The 24,599-nt window shown below is 33.6% G+C and carries 20 protein-coding genes, 2 tRNA genes and 1 rRNA gene; 10 read left to right on the top strand and 13 right to left on the bottom strand.

Features of this window, described 5'->3' with window-relative positions; genetic code table 11:
• Positions 1–49: 49 nt before the first annotated feature.
• Positions 50–844, top strand: coding sequence for a DUF2797 domain-containing protein (locus tag ACKTST_RS10340; RefSeq protein WP_408047672.1), 795 nt, complete (start codon positions 50–52; stop codon positions 842–844).
• A gap of 38 nt (positions 845–882) precedes the next feature.
• On the opposite strand, the gene ACKTST_RS10335 is transcribed toward ACKTST_RS10340, so the two are convergent.
• A complete protein-coding gene (locus ACKTST_RS10335; protein WP_408047671.1) occupies positions 883–3,003 on the bottom strand; it encodes a carboxy terminal-processing peptidase in 2,121 nt (706 codons plus the stop codon).
• A 69-nt stretch (positions 3,004–3,072) separates the two neighbouring features.
• Positions 3,073–3,594: a hypothetical protein gene (locus ACKTST_RS10330; RefSeq protein WP_408047670.1), complete on the bottom strand. Its 522-nt coding sequence runs from the start codon at positions 3,592–3,594 to the stop codon at positions 3,073–3,075.
• A 115-nt stretch (positions 3,595–3,709) separates the two neighbouring features.
• Between ACKTST_RS10330 and surE the strand changes: the two genes are divergently transcribed.
• The 5 genes from surE (at position 3,710) to ACKTST_RS10305 (ending at position 6,992) form a co-directional block, all read left to right on the top strand.
• Complete coding sequence (surE, locus tag ACKTST_RS10325) at positions 3,710–4,480, top strand: 5'/3'-nucleotidase SurE (protein WP_408047669.1); 771 nt, start codon at positions 3,710–3,712, stop codon at positions 4,478–4,480.
• Positions 4,468–4,755, top strand: a complete 288-nt coding sequence (locus ACKTST_RS10320) for a hypothetical protein (RefSeq protein WP_408047668.1) — start codon at positions 4,468–4,470, stop codon at positions 4,753–4,755. The genes surE and ACKTST_RS10320 overlap by 13 nt, the downstream gene beginning before the upstream one ends.
• 9 nt (positions 4,756–4,764) lie before the next feature.
• A complete protein-coding gene (gene lpxB, locus ACKTST_RS10315) occupies positions 4,765–5,877 on the top strand; it encodes a lipid-A-disaccharide synthase (protein WP_408047667.1) in 1,113 nt (370 codons plus the stop codon).
• A 99-nt stretch (positions 5,878–5,976) separates the two neighbouring features.
• Complete coding sequence (locus tag ACKTST_RS10310) at positions 5,977–6,501, top strand: C40 family peptidase (RefSeq protein WP_408047666.1); 525 nt, start codon at positions 5,977–5,979, stop codon at positions 6,499–6,501.
• A gap of 2 nt (positions 6,502–6,503) precedes the next feature.
• Positions 6,504–6,992: a C40 family peptidase gene (locus tag ACKTST_RS10305; protein WP_408047665.1), complete on the top strand. Its 489-nt coding sequence runs from the start codon at positions 6,504–6,506 to the stop codon at positions 6,990–6,992.
• Between the two features lie 2 nt (positions 6,993–6,994).
• Here the strand turns inward: ACKTST_RS10305 and ACKTST_RS10300 are convergent, their stop codons facing one another.
• From ACKTST_RS10300 to secDF, 5 genes are all read right to left on the bottom strand, one after another.
• Positions 6,995–7,825 (bottom strand): T9SS type B sorting domain-containing protein, encoded by an 831-nt coding sequence (locus ACKTST_RS10300; protein WP_408047664.1) that lies wholly within the window; start codon positions 7,823–7,825, stop codon positions 6,995–6,997.
• Between the two features lie 344 nt (positions 7,826–8,169).
• A complete protein-coding gene (locus ACKTST_RS10295; protein ID WP_408047663.1) occupies positions 8,170–9,162 on the bottom strand; it encodes a hypothetical protein in 993 nt (330 codons plus the stop codon).
• Positions 9,163–9,429: 267 nt separating this feature from the next.
• Complete coding sequence (gene obgE / locus ACKTST_RS10290; RefSeq protein ID WP_408047662.1) at positions 9,430–10,419, bottom strand: GTPase ObgE; 990 nt, start codon at positions 10,417–10,419, stop codon at positions 9,430–9,432.
• Between the two features lie 131 nt (positions 10,420–10,550).
• Positions 10,551–11,669 carry an adenylate kinase gene (locus tag ACKTST_RS10285; RefSeq protein WP_408047661.1) on the bottom strand — a complete coding sequence of 373 codons (1,119 nt, stop codon included), beginning with the start codon at positions 11,667–11,669 and terminating at the stop codon, positions 10,551–10,553.
• A gap of 176 nt (positions 11,670–11,845) precedes the next feature.
• Positions 11,846–14,833 (bottom strand): protein translocase subunit SecDF, encoded by a 2,988-nt coding sequence (secDF, locus tag ACKTST_RS10280; protein WP_408047660.1) that lies wholly within the window; start codon positions 14,831–14,833, stop codon positions 11,846–11,848.
• 202 nt (positions 14,834–15,035) lie between these two features.
• Here secDF and ACKTST_RS10275 point away from each other — a divergent pair, with 202 nt between their 5' ends.
• Positions 15,036–16,712 (top strand): formate--tetrahydrofolate ligase, encoded by a 1,677-nt coding sequence (locus tag ACKTST_RS10275; protein WP_408047659.1) that lies wholly within the window; start codon positions 15,036–15,038, stop codon positions 16,710–16,712.
• 163 nt (positions 16,713–16,875) lie between these two features.
• Here ACKTST_RS10275 and ACKTST_RS10270 read toward each other — a convergent pair whose 3' ends face one another.
• From ACKTST_RS10270 to thrS, 6 genes are all read right to left on the bottom strand, one after another.
• Positions 16,876–17,541 (bottom strand): helix-turn-helix domain-containing protein, encoded by a 666-nt coding sequence (locus ACKTST_RS10270; RefSeq protein WP_408047658.1) that lies wholly within the window; start codon positions 17,539–17,541, stop codon positions 16,876–16,878.
• A gap of 229 nt (positions 17,542–17,770) precedes the next feature.
• The gene (locus tag ACKTST_RS10265; RefSeq protein ID WP_408047657.1) at positions 17,771–18,370 is read right to left on the bottom strand and encodes a tRNA (guanine-N1)-methyltransferase; all 600 of its coding nucleotides are present in this window, start codon (positions 18,368–18,370) and stop codon (positions 17,771–17,773) included.
• 97 nt (positions 18,371–18,467) lie between these two features.
• Positions 18,468–18,812 carry a 50S ribosomal protein L20 gene (rplT, locus tag ACKTST_RS10260; RefSeq protein WP_028891166.1) on the bottom strand — a complete coding sequence of 115 codons (345 nt, stop codon included), beginning with the start codon at positions 18,810–18,812 and terminating at the stop codon, positions 18,468–18,470.
• A 94-nt stretch (positions 18,813–18,906) separates the two neighbouring features.
• A complete protein-coding gene (gene rpmI, locus ACKTST_RS10255; protein ID WP_047790515.1) occupies positions 18,907–19,104 on the bottom strand; it encodes a 50S ribosomal protein L35 in 198 nt (65 codons plus the stop codon).
• A 46-nt stretch (positions 19,105–19,150) separates the two neighbouring features.
• Entirely contained in the window at positions 19,151–19,669 is a 519-nt protein-coding gene (infC, locus tag ACKTST_RS10250) for a translation initiation factor IF-3 (RefSeq protein WP_408048087.1), read from the bottom strand.
• Between the two features lie 73 nt (positions 19,670–19,742).
• Positions 19,743–21,689, bottom strand: coding sequence for a threonine--tRNA ligase (thrS, locus tag ACKTST_RS10245; RefSeq protein ID WP_408047656.1), 1,947 nt, complete (start codon positions 21,687–21,689; stop codon positions 19,743–19,745).
• Between the two features lie 1,021 nt (positions 21,690–22,710).
• Here thrS and ACKTST_RS10240 point away from each other — a divergent pair.
• The 3 genes from ACKTST_RS10240 to ACKTST_RS10230 all read left to right on the top strand — a co-directional run bounded on the left by ACKTST_RS10240 (position 22,711) and on the right by ACKTST_RS10230 (position 24,598).
• Positions 22,711–24,234, top strand: a 16S ribosomal RNA gene (locus tag ACKTST_RS10240).
• A 123-nt stretch (positions 24,235–24,357) separates the two neighbouring features.
• A tRNA-Ile gene (locus ACKTST_RS10235) sits at positions 24,358–24,431 on the top strand.
• 90 nt (positions 24,432–24,521) lie between these two features.
• Positions 24,522–24,598 (top strand) — tRNA-Ala (locus ACKTST_RS10230).
• Position 24,599 lies beyond the last annotated feature (1 nt).

Below are 24,599 nucleotides of genomic sequence, written 5' to 3'. Positions count from 1 at the left end.
TTTTTTTACTGTAAGTTTGTTGAAAGCTAAAAGTAATAAAATTTAGAGAATGCAATACCAAGGAGTTTTAAAAAAAATGCCTACCGAGAATTTAACTACGGTTCAGTATTATTTAGATATGGCATCTGATTTTTTACACATGAATCAGTTGTTAAACAAAGAAATATCGTTGAGTTTTGTTACGTATGAGTGTTTAAATTGTCATTTAGAAAAGCAAATTTACCGTCAAGGTTTTTGTAAAAGCTGCTTTTTTGAAACGCCTAATGCGGGTGATTGGATTATGCGACCAGAATTAAGTAAGGCGCATTTAGGGGAAGAAGATAGAGATTTAGCGTACGAACAAAAAGTGCAGTTGCAACCACATATTGTGTATTTAGCAAACTCTAGCAATGTAAAAGTTGGGGTTACAAGAAAACAACAAGTTCCTACAAGATGGATTGATCAAGGAGCTCATGAAGCGATTGAAATTGTTGAAGTTCCAAATCGTTACTTAGCAGGAATTACAGAGGTTGCTTTAAAAGAACATGTAGCTGATAAGACTAATTGGAGAACGATGTTAAAAAACGATATTAAAGATGAAAATTTAGTAGAGTGGAGAGAGAAGTTGCAAGAGTTTATTCCAGATGAGGTACAAGAATATTATATAGCTAATAATACAGAAACAAATATTCAGTTTCCTGTTGATAAATATCCGAAGAAACCTAAAAGTTTAAATTTAGAAAAAGAACAAACATATAGAGGGAAATTAGTGGGAATTAAAGGACAATATTTAATTTTTGAAGATGAAACTGTTTTTAATGTTCGAGCCAATGAAGGATTGGTAGTGAAGATAGAATTATTATAAACAAAAAAGGCGGATTTTTTAAAATCCGCCTTTTTATTTTAATGCTTTACAGCAATATGGTTGTTGTTCAATTGCAGTTCGCTCAGAACATTTAGCGCTTCGTTTACATAAATGTCTTTTTGTAGGTTTTTATGCCACGCAAGACGTTTTTCTTCTAAAACTGAATCTTTCTTAAATAAATCTAACTCATATTTAGGAGAGTTGAATGTTAAGTTAGAATCAAACTTAAAAATGTCTTTAAATTGTTCTCCTTCTTTACTTTTTGCTTCGTTTTCTTTTTTAAAGGTGTTATAATTTAAAGAATAAATTCGTTCATCTTGGTTTTTCTTTAACCACTTAGCATAATCGTTTATTTTAACAAACTTTTCATCGTTCATAACGCGTTGTTTACTGTTATAAACTACATCAGCAAAGTTACTATAGGTATTGGTTGTTTTATAGTTGGCTTGTTGCACCTTGTCCCAAGGTAAAGCTCCTTCTAAATCACGTTCACCAAAATCCATATAACTATAACGAGTTGGTAGTGAAACATCAGAATACACTCCTTCAATTTGAGTAGAACCACCATTAATTCTATAAAACTTCTGAATGGTCATTTTTAAAGCTCCTAAATCACTTGGATATTGTTCGTAAAAACGATTGATAGGTAACACATTTTGTACTGTTCCTTTACCGTACGTTTGTTTACCTCCGATAATAACTCCACGTTTATAATCTTGCATTGCAGCAGCAAAAATTTCTGATGCTGAAGCAGAAAATTCGTTTACCATTACTACTAAAGGACCTTCCCATTGTGTTTCAGGATCAACATCTGATTTAACCTGAGGCTCTTCTCCTCGATACTTTACTTGAACAATTGGACCTTTATTGATAAATAATCCACCAATTTCAATCGCAGTTTTTAAAGATCCGCCACCATTATCACGTAAATCAACAATTAAACCTTGAACATTTTCTTTCTTTAAACGTTCAATTTCTTTTTCCATGTCCTTAGCAGCGTCTCTACGACTTAAATCATTAAAATCGATATAGAATCTTGGCAAGTTTATAATACCGTATTTTTTTCCGTCTTTTTCAACAATACTCGATTTAACAAATGTTTCTTCAAGTTCAACAACATCTCTAATAATCGGAATTACTTTAATAGATCCGTCGATTTTTTTCTTAACAGTTAAACGTACTTCTGTTCCTTTTTTTCCTTTGATGAATTTAATAGCATCGTCTAAACGCATCCCAACAATATCCAAAGGTTCTTCATCACCCTGCGCTACTTTTAAAATAATATCATCAGCTTCTAACTCACCTTGTTTCCATGCAGGACCTCCTGAGCTTAACTCAACAATATGAGTGTAAATTCCTTTTTTCTGTAAGCGAGCGCCAATTCCTTCTAACTTACCAGACATTTCTTGGTCGAAACGAGATTTGATGCGAGGTGACATGTAAGTAGTATGCGGATCGAAACCAGTAACCACACTATTTAAAAAAGTTGAATACCAATCAGCATTTTCAAGTTCACCAATACGCATGTATAGGTCATCCATGTTTTTTAACACTTTGTTTCTAGCTTCTACTTCTAATTCGTTAAAAGATTTCTTTTTAAAGGTGTTGTCCTTTTTAAACTTTTCGTCTTGCTGAGCTTCAGCATCTTCAATATTACTTAAAACCGATAATTTTAATTGTTTTCTCCAATGATTTAATAATTCAGTTTCGTTTTTTGCAAACGGAACTTTATCGTAATCAATATCAATTACTTCGTTTTTCTTGTAGTTAAAAGGTTGCTTTAATAACGAACGGTAGTTGGTTTTAGCAGCTTCCATTTTCTCTAAAAAACGATTGTAAACTAACTTGTAAAAATCAATTTTAGACTCTTTTAATTGATTGTCTATTTGATATTTATATTGAGAAAATTCTTTTAAATCTTTTTGAGTAAAATAGCGTTTGCTTGGGTCTAAACCATCAATAAAGCTATTGTAAACGTGTTCAGAAAAATCATCATTTAAATCTTTTTGAACATAATGATATCTACTTAAAATGTTTTTTAAAACATAAATAATTACTCTGTCTTTTTCAGGATCGTTATTTGGAAGTGTATTCGAACTAACTGAGTTCGAAAATAAAAGTGTAATTGCTAAAAAAGGAACAATAAATTTCGTCTTCATAAAATCTTCTATCTTTTAATTTGTGTTGAGTGGTTGTACTGCTAAGCTACTAAAATAATGCCAATATTTTTAGTTTTGGTGCTTTTTATAAACACCTCTAAAAACTTCTTTAATTTTTTTTCGGTTTTCGTCTAAATAATTCCATACTTGAGTTACAGAAGCATCTTCGTTTTTTGTCCAAGTAATTTCGTTGTAGTAGTTTCCTTTATCGCTTTGTATAAGGTCGCTACTTAAGGTCATCGTTCTGTTACTGAAAGTACCTTTTAAAACGAGAGAAAATCCGGTATTGTCAATCCAAAGTTGATTCCAAGTATTGTCACTTTTATTAAAGTAGTTATAACTTGTACCTTTACTTTTTGAAGTTGTTGAGGTCCAATTTTCTTGAATAGCACAAGCATTTGGCATTTTTACAATTGTATTATGACCAATTAGTTTTCCTTGAGTATTATAAACATCCCAATCTCCAACCCAAAAATCAAATTGGGTGTAGGTAGCATCACTACAAGGTACGCTAGTACTGTTTTGTGCAGAAACGATTGAAAAAAAAGAAGAAATAATAAAAACGGTTACATAAACAATAATTCGTACCATAACGTTTGCGTTTGATTACTACAATTTTACGATTAAAATAAACCAAACTGTCTTTACAAAATGTTAAAAAAAGTATCCTTTTTTTATGTTACATTTGTTGTAAAACTTACTTAGTATGCATGATAGACCTTTGATTTTAGTTACCAATGATGATGGAATTACCGCACCAGGTATTCGTATGTTGATTGAAATTATGAATAAAATAGGAGATGTAGTTGTCGTTGCTCCTGATAGTCCACAAAGCGGAATGGGGCATGCAATTACAGTTGATAATGTATTGCATTGTAATCCTATTACGATTGATGAAGGTCCGCAAATTGAGTATAGTTGTTCGGGTACACCAGCCGATTGTGTTAAAATGGCAAAAAATGAAATTTTAAATCGCACACCCGATTTATGTGTTTCAGGAATTAATCACGGATCAAATTCGTCAATCAATGTAATTTATTCTGGTACCATGAGCGCAGCTGTCGAGGCAGGAATTGAAGGAATACCTGCGATTGGTTTTTCATTATTAGATTTTGATTGGCATGCCGATTTTAGAGCAGCACGTAAGTTTATCGAAAAGATAGTACTGAATGTGCTTTTAAACGGATTACCAGATGGAGTTGTACTGAACGTAAATATTCCGAAGTTAAAAGAAAATGAAATTAAAGGAATTCGTATTTGCCGTCAAGCAAATGGTTATTGGAAAGAGAATTTCGACAAGCGTAAAAGTCCGTTTGGTAAAGAATACTATTGGTTGTCAGGTGAATTTATAAACAGAGATAAAGGACAAGATACCGATATTTGGGCGTTAGAGAACGGATATATTTCAGTGGTACCTGTTCAGTTTGATATGACAGCACATCACGCAATTCAAAAATTACATACATGGGACATATAAAAAAGGAAATATTAATAGGAATACTAGTTTCATTAGCTGCAACTGCCTGTGGTTTCTTCATTTATTTAGAATATATTTCTGATTTAGGTATGAGCGAAACCATTAGTAAAATAAAGCAAGGTGGAGTTTTAGGTTCGGTAATTGCTTTAGCAGCGATTCCTAATTTATTTGTGTTTTGGGTGTTTTTAAAGAAGAAACAAGATTACCGAGCACGTGGTGTTTTAATTGCAACTATTGCAATAGCATTATTCACAGCAATACTAAAGTTTTTCTAATTTAAATAGATGAAATATTACATTCTTGTTGGGGAAGCTTCGGGAGATTTACACGGAGCCAATTTGATGAAAGCGTTATTAAAAGAAGATCCGAAAGCTGATATTCGTTTTTGGGGTGGAGATTTAATGAAAGAAGTTGGCGGTACACTTGTAAAGCATTATAAAGAACGTGCTTTTATGGGCTTTATTGAGGTGTTGATGAATTTGAGAAAGATTTTAGGAATGATTTCTTTCTGTAAAAAAGACATTGCTCAATTCAATCCTGACGTGCTTATTTTTATTGATAATTCCGGCTTCAATCTTCGCATTGCAAAATGGGCAAAACAACAAGGGTTTAGAACCAATTATTATATTTCACCACAAGTTTGGGCAAGTAGAGCAGGTAGGGTAAAAGATATTAAACGCGATGTTGATGAAATGTTTGTGATACTCCCGTTTGAAAAAGAGTTTTATAAAAAGTATGATTATAATGTTCATTTTGTTGGACACCCATTAATTGATGGAATTGCAGGTAGAAAGCAAGTGTCGATTGAAAAATTCAGAAACGAACACAATTTAGGACATAAAGAAATCATAGCGTTATTACCAGGAAGTAGAAAGCAAGAGATAACTAAAATGTTATCAATTATGTTGTCTTTAGTTGATGATTTTCCTAACTATCAGTTTGTGGTAGCAGGAGCACCAAGTCAGTCGTACGAGTTTTATCAAGAAATTATTGGTGATGCGAACATCAAATTCATCAACAATAAAACTTACGATTTGTTAAGCGTTTCTCATTCAGCTTTGGTAGCATCAGGAACAGCAACTTTAGAAGCAGCCTTGTTTAAAGTGCCACAAGTGGTGTGTTATAAAGGCAGTAATATTTCCTACCAAATAGCAAAACGAATTATTACGTTACGTTATATATCGTTGGTTAATTTGATAATGGATAGAGAAGTGGTAAAAGAATTGATTCAAAGTGATTTTACCAAAGAAAATTTAAAACACGAATTAGAACGTATTTTACAACCAGAACATCGTGAGCAATTGTTTTTATCGTATTTTGATTTAGAACAAAAGTTAGGAGGAAAAGGCGCTTCCGCAAAAACAGCGAAATTGATTGTTTCTGGAGTAAAAAAATAATGTCATTACGAATGAAATGAAACAATCTTTTAATGGTTATAAAGATTACTTGGGTTTAAAAACAATCTCGTAGTGACGAATTTTAAATAATATAGATTAATGATTAAAAAACTCCTCATACTTTCGATATTTTCTTTTTTAATGATTTCTTGCGGATCGTCTAAAAACGTACGTAATTATTCAACTTCAAAAACTGTACATACACAAGAAAAAGCTGAGAACAAGACAAAAGAGGAGGTAACCGTAGCTGATAAAATTGTATGGACTGCGGTTAGTTATAAAGGAATTCCGTATCGTTTTGGAGGAACTACCGAACAAGGAATGGATTGTTCAGGTTTGATTTATACGTCTTTTCAGCAACGAGAAGTACCCATTGCTAGAACTTCTCGTGAAATGTATGCGCAAGGTACAAGCATTCCGTTAAGAAAGGTGCAAAGAGGCGATTTGTTGTTTTTTAAAACCGCTAGAAAAAGAGGGAAAGTTAACCATGTAGGTTTGGTTACTTCGGTTAGTAATGGAGATATCCGTTTTATTCATTCAACATCATCTAAAGGAGTTATCGTTACTTCGTTACACGAAGATTATTGGAAACGTGCTTTTATTGAAGCCAAACGAGTGTTATAGTCATGAAAAAGCAATTGTTTTTATTGGTTATTTTACTTTTTTTTGTAGTTTTTAGATATATAAAACAAGGTGAATCAGACACCATAAAAACAGATATTAAAAAACCGAATGTTACCAAAGTAATTGATATTGCCAATTCTTATTTAGGAGTTTCTTACAGAGCAGGAGGTGCCACTCGTAAAGGAATGGATTGTTCTGGTTTGGTAAACACATCTTTTAAACAAATAGGAATACAATTACCACGTTCATCAAGTGCAATGAGTACCCAAGGAACTAAAGTAAGTTTAGATTTGGTACAGCCGGGTGACTTGTTGTTTTTTGATATTTCTAGTTTAGACGGAGGGATAAATCATGTAGGGTTGGTAACCATGATTAAAGATGATGAGGTGTTTTTTATCCACTCTACCACCTCACAAGGTGTTATTGTTTCTTCAATGAACGAAATTTATTGGAAAGGAGAGTTTGTTGTAGCTAAGCGATTTTTTTATTAAATTTATTTCCTTAATAATGAGAAATGTCCTGTTATTATTTCACCCTTTAGAGTTATTGCTTTAAACCAATAATCATTTGTTGGCATAGTTTTACCTTGTTGATTTCCATCCCATCCAACATCAAATTGGGTAAGAGTTTTTATTTTTTTTCCAAATCTATCATAAATAGTTATAGATTTTATATTTAATTTATTATTAATATTGTTTGGCCAATTATCATTTTTGCTATCATTATTAGGAGTGAAAAAGCTTGGAAAATAAATTATGTTTTCTTCGGGTACTGGGTCTGGATCAGGATTTACACAAACAATTGTTATTAATTTAAATGAAGTAAAATTGAAACAGTTAGGGTTGTTTTTATGACTAACTTTTACAGTTATTATTTCTTCATTAGGTATTGTGTTTTTATAAGAAGATAATTCTGATGAATCAATTAAATTATTACTACCATTTAAAAATTCAACGACTAAGTCATTGTTAGATGATAAAATTTCTGTATTAATTTTTGATAAATCAAATGTAGCGTATCCATCATTATTAAAATCACATGTATCAATATCTTCAAGACTATCTATTTCTGGAGGACTTGAAACGATAACATTAATTGTTTTAATTTGGGTACATAAAGAACTGTCAGAAAAGGTAAGATGGTAAAGTCCAGAATTTACATCGGAGACATTTGAGATAATAGGGTTTTGTTCACTGCTACTAAAACCGTTTGGTCCAGTCCATTTATACGATAAACCAGAAGCCGCATTAAGATTAAGTTGTTCACCAACACAAATATTTATTTCGGAAAAATTAATTTGGGTGTTGTTATTTGAAGATTTCATTTCAAATTTAAGTAACCAGTAATCCCATGAACCATTGGTGTTTTCAGTTTTATCTCCAGAAATGTTTGATGTAGACCATCCTCCGATAACATAACTACCATCATTAGCCTGAATTATTGTTCTTAATTGATCAGTGTTTGAACCTCCAATAGTTTTATCCCATTCAAAGTTTCCATTTTTATTAAGCTTAACTATCCAATAATCATTATCTCCTACAGGAGATTCAGTTTTATATGCAGAAATATCGGAAAAAGTGGCTGCACCAATAATTATTCCTTCATCTTTAGTTTCTCTAATATTAGCTAGCGAATCAGTACTATCACCACCAATTGTTTTATCCCAAATTACATCTCCGTTTCATTTATCTTAACAAGCCAAATATCTGTTGAGATGCATACTGAATTTTCTGTTTTTTCACTTGAAATATTTGAGGATGCTTCACCACCAATTAAATAATTTCCATCAGAAGTTGGTATTATGGATTGCGCATAATCTCCATTATCTCCTCCAATTGTCTTGTCCCAAATAATATTTCCAGAGCTATCAATTTTTATAATCCAATAATCTCCTCCAAAACCTCGAGAATTTTCCGATTTTTCTCCAGAAATGTTTGACGTAGATGATGCAGCTAATATATATCCTCCATCATTAGATTTAATAATAGAACTTAAAGTTTCACTACCATTACCACCATAAGTTTTTTGCCACTCAATGTTTCCTGTAGAGTCTATTTTTATTATCCATACGTCGTTGTTGTTTCCTCTTGAATTTTCAGTTTTATCTCCAGAAATATTCGAATCAGATTGACCTCCCATTAAAAAACCACCATCATCAGTTTCTATAATAGACCAAAGTCTATCAACACCATTTCCTCCATAAGTTCTATCCCAAAGTATATTTCGATTAGAATCTAATCTTATAACCCAATAGTCGTCGTTCCCTCTTGAATTCTCAGATTTTTCACCAGATATATTTGAATTACTATATCCACCAATAATGTATCCACCATCTTTTGTTTGTTTTGTACTTGAAGCTGTGTCTCTATTGTTACCTCCTATGGTTTTTTGCCATATAATTTCACCTGAAGAATCGTCTATTTCTACTATCCAACAATCAGATAATCCTCTAGAGTTTTCAGTTTTATCTCCAGAAATATTAGATTGGGAAAACCCACCAAAAATATAATTTCCATTTTTTGTTAATTCAACAGAAAAAGGATGTTCATCTCTATTACCCCCAACAGTATTTTGCCATTTTATGTTTTGGGAAAAGACAGCAGTAAGATTATAAAATGTTATTATGAATAATAAGCAATTTTTAATTAGTTTTTCTTTCATTGTTTTTTCATATAATGTGTGCAAATATAAGTAAACAATTAAAAGAATTTTTCTTAAAAAAATAGTCTAAGATGTGAAGATTATGAGGGGGTAATTACTTTTTATTTTTTGTTAGATATAAGTAGAGTTGAAATAAAAGGTTTTTTTGTTAAGTGATAATTTTAAACTGTTTCACAGTGTTTCTTTATTTTAGTAATGACAATGTGTAGTCAAACTAAAAAAGCAACCTCGTTAGAGATTGCTTTTAATTTTTTCATGTAATAGCTGTTAATTTAACATGCTCCATAATTTATCTTTCAATTCCATAAGCCCTAGTTGAGCAACAGATGAAATAAATAAAGTGTCAATACCTTTAGGTAAATCTTGTTTAATTTCTTCTTTTAATTCGTCGTCTAACATATCCGATTTAGAAATGGCTAATAAGCGTTGCTTGTCTAACAATTCAGGGTTGTGTTTGCGTAATTCATTCAATAAAATTTCATATTCTTTTTGAATGTCATCACTATCGGCAGGAATTAAAAAGAGTAGGGTAGAGTTACGCTCAATATGACGCAAAAAGTGATGCCCTAATCCTTTTCCTTCAGCAGCTCCCTTAATAATTCCAGGGATATCAGCCATTACAAAACTTTGATGATTACGGTATTCAACAATTCCTAAATTAGGTTTTAGAGTTGTAAAGGCATAATCAGCAATTTTAGGTTTTGCTGCGGTAATAACCGATAGTAAAGTTGATTTCCCAGCATTAGGAAAACCTACCAAACCGACATCAGCTAAAATTTTTAACTCGATACGATACCATCCTTCTTGTCCGTCAATACCTGGTTGTGCATAACGAGGTGTTTGGTTGGTAGAAGATTTAAAGTGCCAGTTACCACGACCACCTTTACCACCTTCTAATAAGATAATATCTTGTCCGTCTTCAACAACTTCAAATAAAACTTGATCAGTATCAGCATCACGAATTATGGTTCCCAAGGGAACAGGAATGATAACATCCGACCCATCATGACCTGTACTGCGACTCGCACTACCATCTCCACCGTGTTCTGCTCTAAAATGACGTTTGAATTTTAAATGGAAAAGTGTCCACATATTCTTATCACCACGAATAATTACGTGACCACCACGACCACCATCACCACCATCAGGTCCACCTTTCGCGATGTATTTTTCGCGATGTAAGTGTGCTGATCCACGACCACCTTTACCCGATGATGCGTAGATTTTAATATAGTCGACAAAATTTCCTTCAGTCATTCTTTCTAAATTGTTTGTTCTTTGTTCTTAATTGAACAAGAGTAAATTCAATTAACGTCATTACGAGAAATTATATTTTCGAAGTAATCTGTTTGATAGATTCCTTAATTTCACTCGAAATGACGTTAGTTTTATAATGTATCAAATACTTCTGATAAACGTTGTGTAATATCTTCAATAGAACCTACACCGTTTACTCCGTAATAATTACCTTGAGCTTCGTAAAAATCTTTTAAAACAGCTGTTTTGGTATTGTATTCGTTAAAACGATTACGGATTTTACTTTCATCCGTATCGTCTGTACGTCCGCTTGTTTTTCCTCTTTCTAATAAACGCTCAACTAATAAATCTTCTGGTACTTCTAAAGCAACCATACCGTTAATGCGCTCTCCTTTTTCAGCTAAAAAAGCATCTAAAGCTTCTGCTTGCGATTGGGTACGAGGAAAACCGTCGAAAATAAAACCAGCAGCATCAGCATTTTTGTTCACCTCTTCTTTTAGCATGTTAATAGTAACTTCATCAGGAACTAAATCACCAGCATCCATATATGTTTTTGCTAATAAACCTAATTCAGTTTCATTTTTAATATTAAAACGGAATACTTCTCCTGTAGAAATGTGTACTAAATTGTATTTTTCTTTTAAAACTTCTGCTTGAGTACCTTTTCCTGCACCTGGAGGACCGAATAATACGATGTTTTTCATTTTGGGTTGTGTTGTTAATTGGTAAATAGCGGGTAAATTTCTACCGTAACCTTTGTAATCTAATCCGTAACCAACAATAAATTTATCTTCTATACTTTTTCCGACATAGTTTATTGGTAATTCTTTACGATATACATCTGGTTTGTAAAAAAGCGTTGCTATTTTTAATTCTTTGATGTTTTTTGTTTTAAAGATTTCGTAAATCTCTTGAAGGGTGGTACCAGTATCAATAATATCTTCTAAAATAACTACGGTACGATCTGTTAAATCTTCATTAAGACCTATTAAATTTTTTACTTTTTCTGTTGATGTTGTGCCTTCGTAAGAAGCTAATTTTACAAAGCTCATTTCACAATCTCCTTTATACTGACGTAAAAAATCGGCAGTAAATACGAAACATCCATTTAAAATTCCGATAAAAAACGGAACTTCTTTTTTAGGTAAGTCGTTTTGTACTTGTTCAGCCAATGAAGCAACAATTGTTGAAATTTCTTCAGCAGAAATAAATTCTTTAAAGTATAAATCGTGAAGTTTTACTAGTTTCAAAAGCTTTGTTTTGTTTAGTCACAAGAGGTAAAAGTTAATAACAACTTACGTGTTTGCTTTAGCTCTGTGAGGTTTTTATCTTAAAATTAGAAAATGCAAAGATAGGTGCTTGATATTAAATGAAAAAACCGTTTTGAATAAACTTCAAAACGGTTTTATGTATGTTTATTTTTGGGTTACTTCTTGTCTTCTTTTTTTGAAGCATCAAACATAATTGGAGTTGCTACAAATAATGAAGAGTAAGTACCTACTGCTACACCAATGATTAATGCGAACATAAATCCTTTAATACTATCTCCTCCAAAGAAGAAGATTGCTAACATTACTAATAATGTTGTTAAAGAGGTGTTGATGGTTCTACCTAATGTGCTATTTAAAGCTTTGTTAACTAGGTTAGCAGTAATCGAGCTTTTACCTTCTGTAAATTCTCTAATTCTATCAAAAATTACCACGGTATCGTTTAACGAGTAACCTACTACTGTTAAGATAGCTGCGATGAATGATTGACCGATTTCCATATCGAATGGCATTACTTTGTATAGTAAAGAGAAAACTCCTAATACAACTAATACATCATGGAATACAGCCACTACTGCACCAATAGAGTAAGACATTCTTCTAAAACGTAATAAGATATATAAGAAAACTACAATTAACGATCCTAATACAGCCCATAAAGCAGCTTGTTTAATATCATCGGCAATTGTTGGCTCTACTTTCATATAACTCATAATTCCGTTTCCTGCTTTTTCAAAACCAGGTTTAAAATCCTCGTAAGAAGTTGTTCCTAAATAAGGTTTTAATCCGTTGTATAAAGCAGTTTGTACTTCGTTGTCAACTTCTTTGTTTTCTTCGTCAATTTTAAAGGCAGTAGTAATTTTTAATTGGTTGTCTGAACCAAAAGTTTTTACTTCAGGAGCATTTTCTCCTAAGAAAGATTTTAAACTAGCTGCTACTTCGTTAGCTTTCATTGGTTGATCGAAACGTACAACGTAAGAACGACCTCCTTTAAAGTCAACTCCTTGCTTTAATCCTAAAGTAATCATAGATACTAAACCAACAGCGATAAAGAATCCTGAAACGATATACGCTAACTTACGTTTTTGTAAGAACTCAATATTGATGTTCTTAAACCAGTTTTTAGAGAAACCAGTGTTAAATGGTAAAGCTGTTCCTTTTTCTACAGCTCCGTCAATAAATAAACGTGTAATAAATACTGCAGTAAATAATGACGTTGCAATACCAATCATTAATGTTAATGCGAAACCTTTAATAGGTCCTGTACCGAATACATATAAGATAATACCTGTTAATAAGGTTGTAATATTTGCATCGATAATTGCAGATAAAGCTCCTTTAATACTAAATCCTTCATCAACTGAATCAGCTAAGTTTTTTCCTCCGTTTAACGCTTCTTTAATTCTTTCGAAAATAATTACGTTCGCATCTACCGACATACCAATAGTTAAGATAATACCTGCGATACCTGGTAATGTTAATACTGAATTAAATGAAGCTAAAATTCCGAAGATAAATAAGATATTAACTACTAAAGCTACGTTTGCATATAAACCAGCTCTACCGTAGTATAAGAACATCCATCCTAATACTAATAAGATTGCTAATGCGAATGACCACATACTAGCATCGATAGATTCTTGACCTAATGATGGACCAACAATTTCTGATTGAATAATACGAGCAGGAGCAGGTAATTTACCAGCTTTTAATACTGTAGCAATATCTTGTGCCTCTGTAACAGTCATTGATCCACCTGAAATAGAAGAATTACTACCTAATTGTTGATTAATAACTGGCGCAGTATATACGTAGTCATCTAATACAATGGCAACAAATTTTCCTATGTTTTCTCCTGTTAATTTAGACCATTTCTTAGTTCCTTCACTATTCATCATCATAGAAACTATAGGCTTACTAACTTCGTCGTAATCTTGTTTTGCGTCTGCAATTACATCACCTTGAATAGGTGCTTGATCATTTCTGTTAGATTTTACAGCATATAAGCTAATCATCTCAAATAACTCTGCATCTTCGCTTTGAGCGTTTCTTTGAGGCGTAAATGGCTTATAGTCCCATAAGAATTTTGCATAACGTAAATTAGCTGGTAATAAAGCTCTAACTTCTTTATTTCTTAATAAGCTATTTACTTTTGCAGTATCTGAAACTTTTGCGTAACCAACAACCGAACTTACTTGCGATAAATTTGGTTGTAAGTAAGTAAATAACATTTTTTGATCAGCAACTTTAGTAGAATCAGCAGATTCACCTAATAAATCATCGATACTATCTGTTTTTGTAGAATCTTTTACAGTTTCAGTAGTTGAATTATCTTTTAATAATTCGATAGATTTTAAGTTTGCTTGTTCAAAGTAAGGAACTACATCTGCATTGGTGTAAACTTCCCAAAATTGTAATTCAGCAGTACTTTGTAATAATTTTTCAACACGCTCAATATCTTTAGCTCCTGGTAATTCAACTTGAATTCTACCAGAAGTTCCAATACGTTGGATACTTGGTTGTACAACTCCAAACTTATCGATACGACTACGTAATACTTCAAAAGCAGTGTTGATAGAAGTGTTTATTTCTTCTTGTAAAGTCGATTTAACCTGCTCGTTTGTTTTGTTGAAGTCTATTTTGTCGCGTAAAGCTTTGGTTCCAAAAATGCTTGGGTCACTTAATTTAGTGCTTCCGTTGCTTAATTTTTCAAACTCACTATAGAATAAATCTAAGTAATTCTCTTGACTGTCTTTTTGAGCTTCGTCAGCATTTGCTAAAGCTTGTCTAAAAGTTGTGTTTTGAGAATCGTTAGATAATCCGATTAAGATATCTTTTACCGATACCTGTAAAATTGCATTAATACCCCCTTTTAAATCAAGACCAAGGTTCATTTCTTTATCCTTGATGTCGTTGTAAGAGTACTTTGCAAATCCTAAATTTACTACCTCTTTGTTAGCTACGCTATCTAAGTATTTTCTTTCAAATCTTGCTAAAGCTCTACCATTGTTATCACTAACATTTGCTTTCGCATACTCTTTCGCACTGTCTTCTACCTTGTTGGCAAAGAACGTGAACGATAATTGATAAATACTTACTAAACCAAAAAGTATAGCAAATAATTTAATTAATCCTTTGTTTTGCATTGTAAATAATTTAAATCGACTTTATTTTAAAAACGTGCAAATATAGCGTTTCGTTAAAAAAAAAGCCAATTCTTTTATCATATTTACGTCTTAAAGAAATATTTAGGTAAAATTTGCTAATAAATGTCAGTTTTTATAGGGATTTTATTGTGTATCTTTACTTACTTTTTTACAAAAACAAATAACTTAAACTTAATTCGCGATGGCGCATTTAACAGATATTGAAATTGCTCAAGCAAAAGAATTACAACACATAAAAAACATAGCCAACAAACTACACGTAAAAGAAGATGATTTAGAAATGTATGGTAAGTACAAAGCTAAATTGCCACTGAGTTTAATTGATGATGAAAAAATAAAAAATAACAATCTTGTATTAGTTACTGCGTTAACACCAACACCAGCTGGTGAGGGAAAAACTACGGTTTCAATCGGGTTAACTGAAGGATTGAATAAAGTAGGAAAACAAGCAACAGTAGTATTGCGTGAACCATCATTAGGTCCAGTATTCGGAATTAAAGGAGGAGCTGCAGGAGGTGGATATTCGCAAGTGGTGCCTATGGAAGATATCAATCTGCATTTTACGGGTGATTTTAACGCAATTGAAAAAGCGAATAATTTATTATCTGCTTTAATTGACAACAATTTACAAAGTACTGTAAATAATTTAAATATCGATCCTCGTACTATTTTATGGAAACGCGTAATTGATATGAACGATCGTGCTTTACGTCAAATAACAATCGGTCTTGGAGGAACTGCTAACGGAATTCCACGAGAAGACGGATTTAATATTACTCCAGCATCTGAAGTAATGGCGATTTTGTGTATGGCTACCTCTTTTGACGACTTAAAAGAGCGTTTAGGAAATATATTTATCGGTTTTACTTTTGATAAAAAGCCTGTTTTTGCACGCGATTTAAAAGCTGAAGATGCGATGGCTATTTTATTAAAAGATGCAATTAAACCTAATTTGGTACAGACATTAGAAGAAAATCCAGCAATTATTCATGGTGGACCTTTTGCTAATATAGCTCAAGGAACCAACACGATTATTGCAACTAAAATGGGATTGTCTTTGTCTAATTATGTGGTTACCGAAGCTGGTTTTGGTGCCGATTTAGGAGCAGAAAAATTCTTAAATATCAAATCACAATATGCAGGTTTAAATCCAAAATGTGTTGTTTTAGTTGCTACTGTAAGAGCGTTACGTCATCACGGTGGTTCGCCTAAAGAAGAATACAACACGCCAAGCCTAGAGCGTGTTAAAAACGGATTTAAAAATTTAGAGAAACATATTGAAAACATTCGTAAGTTTAATATTGAACCTGTAGTGGCAATCAATTCGTTTATTTCTGATTCTGATGAAGAAGTAGCATATGTAATAGATGCTTGTGCAAGTTTAGGGGTACAAGCTGTAGTTTCAGAAGGATGGGATAAAGGAGGCGAAGGAACTAAAAACTTAGCAAAAGCTGTGGTTGATGTTGTAGAAAATAAAGCCACACAGTACAAACCATTATACGATTGGAAAAGTCCTGTAGTTGAAAAGATAGAAACTATTGCTAAAGAAATTTACGGTGCAGCTAAAGTAGAGTTTGATAACAAAGCAAAATTAAACCTACGTAGAATTGATCGATTAGGGTTTAACGAGTTTGCAGTTTGTATGGCAAAAACACAAAAATCGTTTTCTGATAATGAAAGTTTAATTGGAAGACCAGAAAATTTTACGGTAACCGTTCGTGAAATAGAAATTGCCGCAGGAGCACAATTTATCATTCCGATCTTAGGGAAAATGATGCGTATGCCTGGGTTGCCTGCAAAACCAGCATCAGAAAATATGTCGATTGATAATAACGGAGTGATCTCAGGATTGTCTTAATAGATAACATAGTAAATAAAAATCCCGAGTTAGTAGCTCGGGATCTTTTATGTTGTATTAGTAAGGTGTCGCAATCGGTTTTGGCTATGGTTTAGTTGTGGTGAATCAGTTATGATTTTTCCGCTGTAACTGAAAGATAGTAAATTGTTGTAGCCAGTTGTTTTCAGAAACTAAATGTTCGTTTTTGTCTTTTCATTCTCATATCTAATATGATTCCAATTCCAATTATTAATAAAGCAACTAAAATCACTCCTGTTTTAATGCTGTAATCGATGTTTTTTTGAACACCAAAAGCTACAGCAAATGAAAGTCCAAAACTTGCAGTCCAAGTCATGTAATAATTTTTTGGCACAAAACGTAATTTATTTTTTAAGTACTTTCTAAACTTTGTCAGTTTATGTTTGAATATTTCATTACTAAAAGATGGGATTTTTTCAAGTTCTAAATATTGTAGATAATTTTCGATTCCTTCTCTCTGTTCAGTACTTAAATCCTTTTCTTTTAGTTTCTGTAAAATTCCTATAAATTTTTCAAATGTTTTTATTTCTGATTTTTCATTTGTTTTAGAAAGTTGTTTTTTTAGAAAAATAATAGTTGCTTTTAAATCGCTCGTTTCCTTCATAGAATTTGAACCAATTAATTCGGTCAATTCTACATCTAACGCAATTGCTATTCTTTTAATCGTTTCACCTGTTGGTTCCGATTCATTGTTCTCAATTCTTTGGATTGTTCTCAAACTTACACGTGATTCATCAGCTAAATATTCTTGAGACATTCCACGAGTTGTTCTTAGTTCTTTTAAGTTTTTTGCTAAATCTTTTGTTTCCATTTTAAATGTTATTTATTATTTCAGCAAATCTATATCAGAAACATATTTACTTGTTACGTCAAGTTAACGTCATCTTTACGTCAATTAGTTACTGCGATTAAGATGTTAGTCGTTTTTAATGATTGATACCGTCCGATAGCGAAGTTATCGTTTTAAAAGTTAAGAATCAAACAAAAAAAGCAACTCCTAGTTGGGGTTGCTTTTTTGTTATTATAATAGATAGCGTTTGTTAATTCACACCACGCTGTTTGTTAATTTCGTCTTGTAGCTGTCTTCTTAGCTTTTGTTCTTTTTCAATAGAGTTTCTTTTGTATTGCTCAAACTCTTCCTCAGTTTCTGTTAACAAGCTTTTTGTTTCTTTGGTAACAACATTACTATTGTTAAATCGATAAATAAAAAATGCTAAGCCAGCAAGAAGTGCAAAAATAATTCCCCAAACAATAGTGTTATACGTTGATTTGTTAAGCGGAATTCCAACAAAAGATATAGCATCTTCTTTACCGATAGAAGTCGTTAAATCAGTGTTAAGTGTATCAATTTTTGCTTGTAACTCATCAATGCTCTTTTGCTGTTCGTTTATTTTTAACTGTTTAGTTTGTGCGTCTTTTTTTAGTACAGTAACACTATCTAATACATTTTTTTGAAATGATAAAAATGTAGTTCTTTTTATCATTTTATATTCTTGCCAGTTATTAGAAAGTCTGTATGTTTTTAAAAATTGATTTTCGATAGTATTAGGCAACGCCTCTACTTCAGTTTTAGATAATTGTGTTTGTGCTACTACGTTTTGTGTGAAAATGAAGATGAATACTATTTTTAAAAATTTCATAGGATAAATATTTTCGTTCAAATATTGAATTTAATATGGGTTTAAAAAAACCCAAACGTAAAGGTTTGGGTTTTTAGTATAAGCAAGGTTATGAAACTTATTTTACTTTTTCTACAATGGCCTTAAAAGCTTCTGGGTTGTTCATAGCTAAATCAGCTAAAACCTTACGGTTTAATTCGATGTTGTTAGCTTTAACTTTACCCATAAACTGTGAGTAAGACATTCCGAACTGACGAGCTCCAGCGTTAATACGTTGAATCCATAAGCTACGGAAGTTTCTCTTATTGTTTTTACGGTCACGGTATGCATAAAGCATTCCTTTTTCAACCGCGTTCTTTGCTACTGTGTAAACGTTTTTACGACGTCCAAAGTAACCTTTTGCTTGCTTCAAGATTTTCTTTCTTCTATTTCTTGAAGCTACTGAATTTACTGATCTTGGCATAATTCAAATGTGTTTTTGTAGTAGGCGACTTATTTAAAAGTTCTTAATGGGCCCAACTCCATGGTTAATAATTAATTTACTACCTAGCTAACAATTATTTTAATACTAATTGTTGCTTAATGTTAGCTTCATCAGACTTGTGTACTAATGTAGCGTGTGTTAATGCAAGCTTACGTTTTTTAGACTTCTTTGTTAAGATGTGGCTTTTAAACGCGTGCTTTCTTTTAATCTTACCAGTACCAGTTAACTTAAAACGTTTCTTAGCACTAGATTTAGTTTTGATTTTAGGCATCTTTGTTCTTTAGTTTTATCTTGCTTATATTATTGTTAATGTATGTTTATTTTACCTTTTTAGGCGCTATAAACATAATCATACGTTTTCCTTCTAGTTTAGGCATTTGCTCAACTTTACCGTACTCTTCAAGTTCTTGAGCTAATTTTAATAATAAAATCTGCCCTTGTTCTTTAAATACAATCGAACGTCCTTTAAAGAAAACAAATGCTTTTAATTTAGCTCCGTCTTGTAAAAATTTAATAGCATGTTTCTTTTTGAATTCGTAATCATGTTCATCAGTTTGAGGTCCGAAACGAATTTCTTTAACGGTAACTTTAGTAGCTTTTGCTTTTAAAGCTTTTTCACGTTTCTTTTGCTCGTATAAAAACTTTTTGTAATCAATAACTTTACAAACAGGAGGAACAGCTTTAGGTGAAATTTCAACTAAATCTAATTCTAACTCTCGTGCAATCTCTTTTGCTTTTGCTAAAGGATACACACCTACTTCTACGTTATCGCCTACCAGACGAACTTCATCAACATATTTAATCTTATCATTAATTCTATGTTGATCTTCTTTAATTACTCTTGCGGGTCTTCTGCCGCCTTTTCTTCTAATTGCTATGACTTATAAATTTTAAATTACTATCTATTATTTAACTTCCAAAAGGAACTAATGTTTTACTAACTTCTTTCTGTATTAGAGAAATGAACTCTTCTATAGTAAACGTTCCTAAGTCCCCTTTGCCATGTTTTCTTACAGATACTGTGCCATCTTTTTCTTCTTGTTCACCAACAATTACCATAAATGGTATCTTGTTAACTTCGGCATCACGAATCTTTCTTCCTGTCTTCTCGTTACGGTTATCAACGAGGGCGCGAATTTCGGAATTTTCTAACAAAGTTAAAACTTTTTCGGTATATTTTTGATATTTCTCACTGATTGGCAGTATAATAACTTGCTCAGGAGTTAACCAAAGTGGGAAATTACCACCAGTGTGCTCTAGTAAAACAGCTATAAAACGTTCCATAGATCCGAATGGTGCACGGTGAATCATTACAGGGCGGTGTAATTGGTTGTCGGCTCCTTTATAATGTAAATCGAAACGTTCAGGTAAGTTGTAATCTACCTGAATGGTTCCTAACTGCCAACTTCTACCTAAAGCATCCTTTACCATAAAGTCTAACTTCGGCCCATAAAAAGCAGCTTCACCTTCTTCAACAACATAATCTAAACCTTTGTCTTTAGCAGCATTGATGATGGCTTGTTCAGCTTTTTCCCAATTTTCAACTGAACCAATGTATTTGTCGAGGTTTTCCATGTCCCTTACAGAAACCTGAGCTTTAAAATTTTCAAACCCTAAAGACCCGAATACATACAGTACAAGGTCGATTACATTTTTAAATTCTTCATCAAGTTGTTCTGGTGTACAGAAAATATGAGCATCATCTTGCGTAAATCCGCGAACACGAGTTAATCCGTGTAGTTCTCCACTTTGTTCATACCTGTAAACAGTACCAAATTCAGCAAAACGTTTTGGTAATTCTTTGTAAGAATAAGGTTTGTGGTTATATACCTCACAGTGGTGCGGACAGTTCATTGGTTTTAATAAGAACTCCTCATCTTCTTTTGGAGTTGTTATTGGTTGAAAACTATCTTCACCATATTTAGCATAATGTCCAGAAGTAACATATAATTCTTTCTGACCAATATGAGGTGTCATTACCATTTCATATCCAGCTTTCTTTTGTGCAGCTTTTAAGAAATCTTCTAAACGACCACGCAAAGCAGCTCCTTTAGGTAACCATAAAGGTAAACCTTGACCAACTTTTTGTGAGAAAGTAAATAACTCTAATTCCTTTCCAAGTTTTCTGTGGTCACGCTTTTTAGCTTCTTCTAGTAATTCTAAATACTCAGTTAATTCTTTTTGCTTCGGAAAAGAAATTCCGTACACACGAGTTAATTGATTGTTCTTTTCGTCACCACGCCAATACGCACCAGCAACATTCATGATTTTTACAGCTTTTATGATTCCTGTGTTCGGAATATGACCTCCGCGACATAAATCGGTAAAATCACTATGGTCACAAAAAGTAATATCACCATCCTCTAAACCTTCAATAAGTTCTACTTTATATTGATTGTTTTGTGCTTGGTAGTATGCTAAAGCGTCAGCTTTAGAAATAGAGCGCATTTTAAATTCCGCTTTTTCACGAGCGCGCTCTAAAAACTGCTTTTCTATTTTGTCGAAATCTTTTTCAGAAATAGTGTCCTCACCGAAATCAACATCATAATAAAATCCGTTTTCAATAGCTGGACCAATAGTTAATTTTGCGTTAGGATAAAAATCTTGAATAGCTTGTGCTAATACGTGAGCAGAAGAGTGCCAAAAAGCTTTTTTTCCTTCTACATTATTAAAGGTATATAAAACTAACGAGCCGTCTGTGGTAAGTGGGGTAGAGGTTTCAACGGTCTTTCCTTCAAAACTTGCAGAAATAACATTTCTAGCTAGCCCTTCACTAATACTTTTAGCAACATCCATTGGAGTGCTGTTCTTTTCAAATTCTTTGACGCTCCCGTCAGGTAATGTAATTTTAATCATTATATATATGTGTTATGTGTAATTTCCTTACAAGTGGAAATTTTGAACCGCAAAGATATTGCAAAAGCATTTTTCATACAATATATATATAAGGTATTTCAAATGCATGTGTTTTTTAGGGCGTTTCAGTTTGTTGTTTGTTGTTGCTGCTCTCTAATGCAACAAACTGTCGGGCTTTTCGCTATATCTTTTGCTTGGTTATTTGTAAATATTGTAGGGAGTGAATCGACTTTTATATATTGAATCTTACAAAATCGAATGTAACCAAACATAGCAAAAGGATGTCGCTGCAATCCCTAACGCGGGTTTTGTTACTTAATGTATATGTTTTTAATGTGTGTTAATGTAATACGTGAGTTAGTGAGAGTTCGGTTTTAAAAGAGAATTCGACTTATTGTAACTGAAAAAATGAGATGTAAACTAATGTGATCAAAAACTTTTGTGTGTAAGTTTTTAGTTATTAAGAGGTTAAAAAAAGGTTTTAAAAAAAGGCAAAAAAAGTCATTGTCAGATTAAAAAAGGTATCTATATTTGCACCCGCAAACGGAGAGGCGGTAAGCTGAGAAGTTTGAGAGAGATCATTAAAATAGGGTTAAGATACGGTAAGAGAAAGTTTAAAAAATAGTTTAAATTTTTCTTGTTTGATAAGAGATAAACTATGTATCTTTGCAGTCCGATTTTTAAGGGAAGTAGTTCATTAAAATAGTGTAAAACAAACTAAAAAAAACTTCAAAAAAGTTTTTGTCAGATTAAAAAGAGTTTGTATGTTTGCACCCGCTTAAATAAAGCGACACGATCAAAGAAATTTTGGAAAGCAACAAGCTGCTAGTTCGAGTCTAGTGTTTCTACAAGAGGTTGAGTTAAAGAGATGAGTTTAAAACTTGTTATTGGCGACTCACCAAGTTCATTGAAAATATTGAAATTGACAGCGTAATTAAAGAGTAGAATTACCACAGATAATCTTATAAAGATTACCTAAAAATTCTTTTGGAACTTAACATTTAAAATAATTAAAGATTTTACAATGAAGAGTTTGATCCTGGCTCAGGATGAACGCTAGCGGCAGGCTTAACACATGCAAGTCGAGGGGTAACAGGGAAAAGCTTGCTTTTTTGCTGACGACCGGCGAACGGGTGCGTAACGCGTATAGAATCTGCCTTGTACAGGAGGATAGCCTTTAGAAATGAAGATTAATACTCCATAATACTGAGATGTGGCATCACAATTTAGTTAAAGATTTATCGGTACAAGATGACTATGCGTCCTATTAGCTAGATGGTAAGGTAACGGCTTACCATGGCAACGATAGGTAGGGGGTCTGAGAGGATTATCCCCCACACTGGTACTGAGACACGGACCAGACTCCTACGGGAGGCAGCAGTGAGGAATATTGGACAATGGGCGCAAGCCTGATCCAGCCATGCCGCGTGCAGGAAGACTGCCCTATGGGTTGTAAACTGCTTTTATACAGGAAGAAACCTACTTACGTGTAAGTAGCTGACGGTACTGTAAGAATAAGCACCGGCTAACTCCGTGCCAGCAGCCGCGGTAATACGGAGGGTGCAAGCGTTATCCGGAATCATTGGGTTTAAAGGGTCCGCAGGCGGTCAATTAAGTCAGAGGTGAAATCCCATAGCTTAACTATGGAACTGCCTTTGATACTGGTTGACTTGAGTCATATGGAAGTAGATAGAATAAGTAGTGTAGCGGTGAAATGCATAGATATTACTTAGAATACCGATTGCGAAGGCAGTCTACTACGTATGTACTGACGCTCATGGACGAAAGCGTGGGGAGCGAACAGGATTAGATACCCTGGTAGTCCACGCCGTAAACGATGGACACTAGTTGTTGGGTTTTGGCTCAGTGACTAAGCGAAAGTGATAAGTGTCCCACCTGGGGAGTACGATCGCAAGATTGAAACTCAAAGGAATTGACGGGGGCCCGCACAAGCGGTGGAGCATGTGGTTTAATTCGATGATACGCGAGGAACCTTACCAGGGCTTAAATGTAGAGTGACAGGGCTAGAGATAGCTTTTTCTTCGGACACTTTACAAGGTGCTGCATGGTTGTCGTCAGCTCGTGCCGTGAGGTGTCAGGTTAAGTCCTATAACGAGCGCAACCCCTATCGTTAGTTGCTAGCAGGTAAAGCTGAGGACTCTAGCGAGACTGCCGGTGCAAACCGTGAGGAAGGTGGGGATGACGTCAAATCATCACGGCCCTTACGTCCTGGGCTACACACGTGCTACAATGGTATGGACAATGAGCAGCCACAACGCGAGTTGGAGCGAATCTATAAACCATATCACAGTTCGGATCGGAGTCTGCAACTCGACTCCGTGAAGCTGGAATCGCTAGTAATCGGATATCAGCCATGATCCGGTGAATACGTTCCCGGGCCTTGTACACACCGCCCGTCAAGCCATGGAAGCTGGGGGTGCCTGAAGTCGGTTACCGCAAGGGACTGCCTAGGGTAAAACTGGTAACTAGGGCTAAGTCGTAACAAGGTAGCCGTACCGGAAGGTGCGGCTGGAACACCTCCTTTCTAGAGAAAGATGGTGAGTTACTAAAGAGGTTGATTTTACTCTTTGCTGTTAATTTTAAAAATTTAGACTAAGATCTTAAAAGAGAGATAGTTGGGTGTTGAAGTATTCAATCTGTCAAAGACAGTCTCGTAGCTCAGCTGGTTAGAGCGCTACACTGATAATGTAGAGGTCGGCAGTTCGAGTCTGCCCGAGACTACTATTTAAGATTTAGTAAAAGGAAATTCTAGAGGTTGAGTGAGTGATTAGATGCTTCACTCATATACTAAAAACTCATCACTAGAAGTATGGGGGATTAGCTCAGCTGGCTAGAGCGCTTGCCTTGCACGCAAGAGGTCATCGGTTCGACTCCGATATTCTCCACCAG

The organism is Tenacibaculum crassostreae, assembly GCF_964512405.1.
Lineage (GTDB): Bacteria > Bacteroidota > Bacteroidia > Flavobacteriales > Flavobacteriaceae > Polaribacter > Polaribacter crassostreae.
This window is presented reverse-complemented; position numbering and strand designations above follow the sequence as displayed.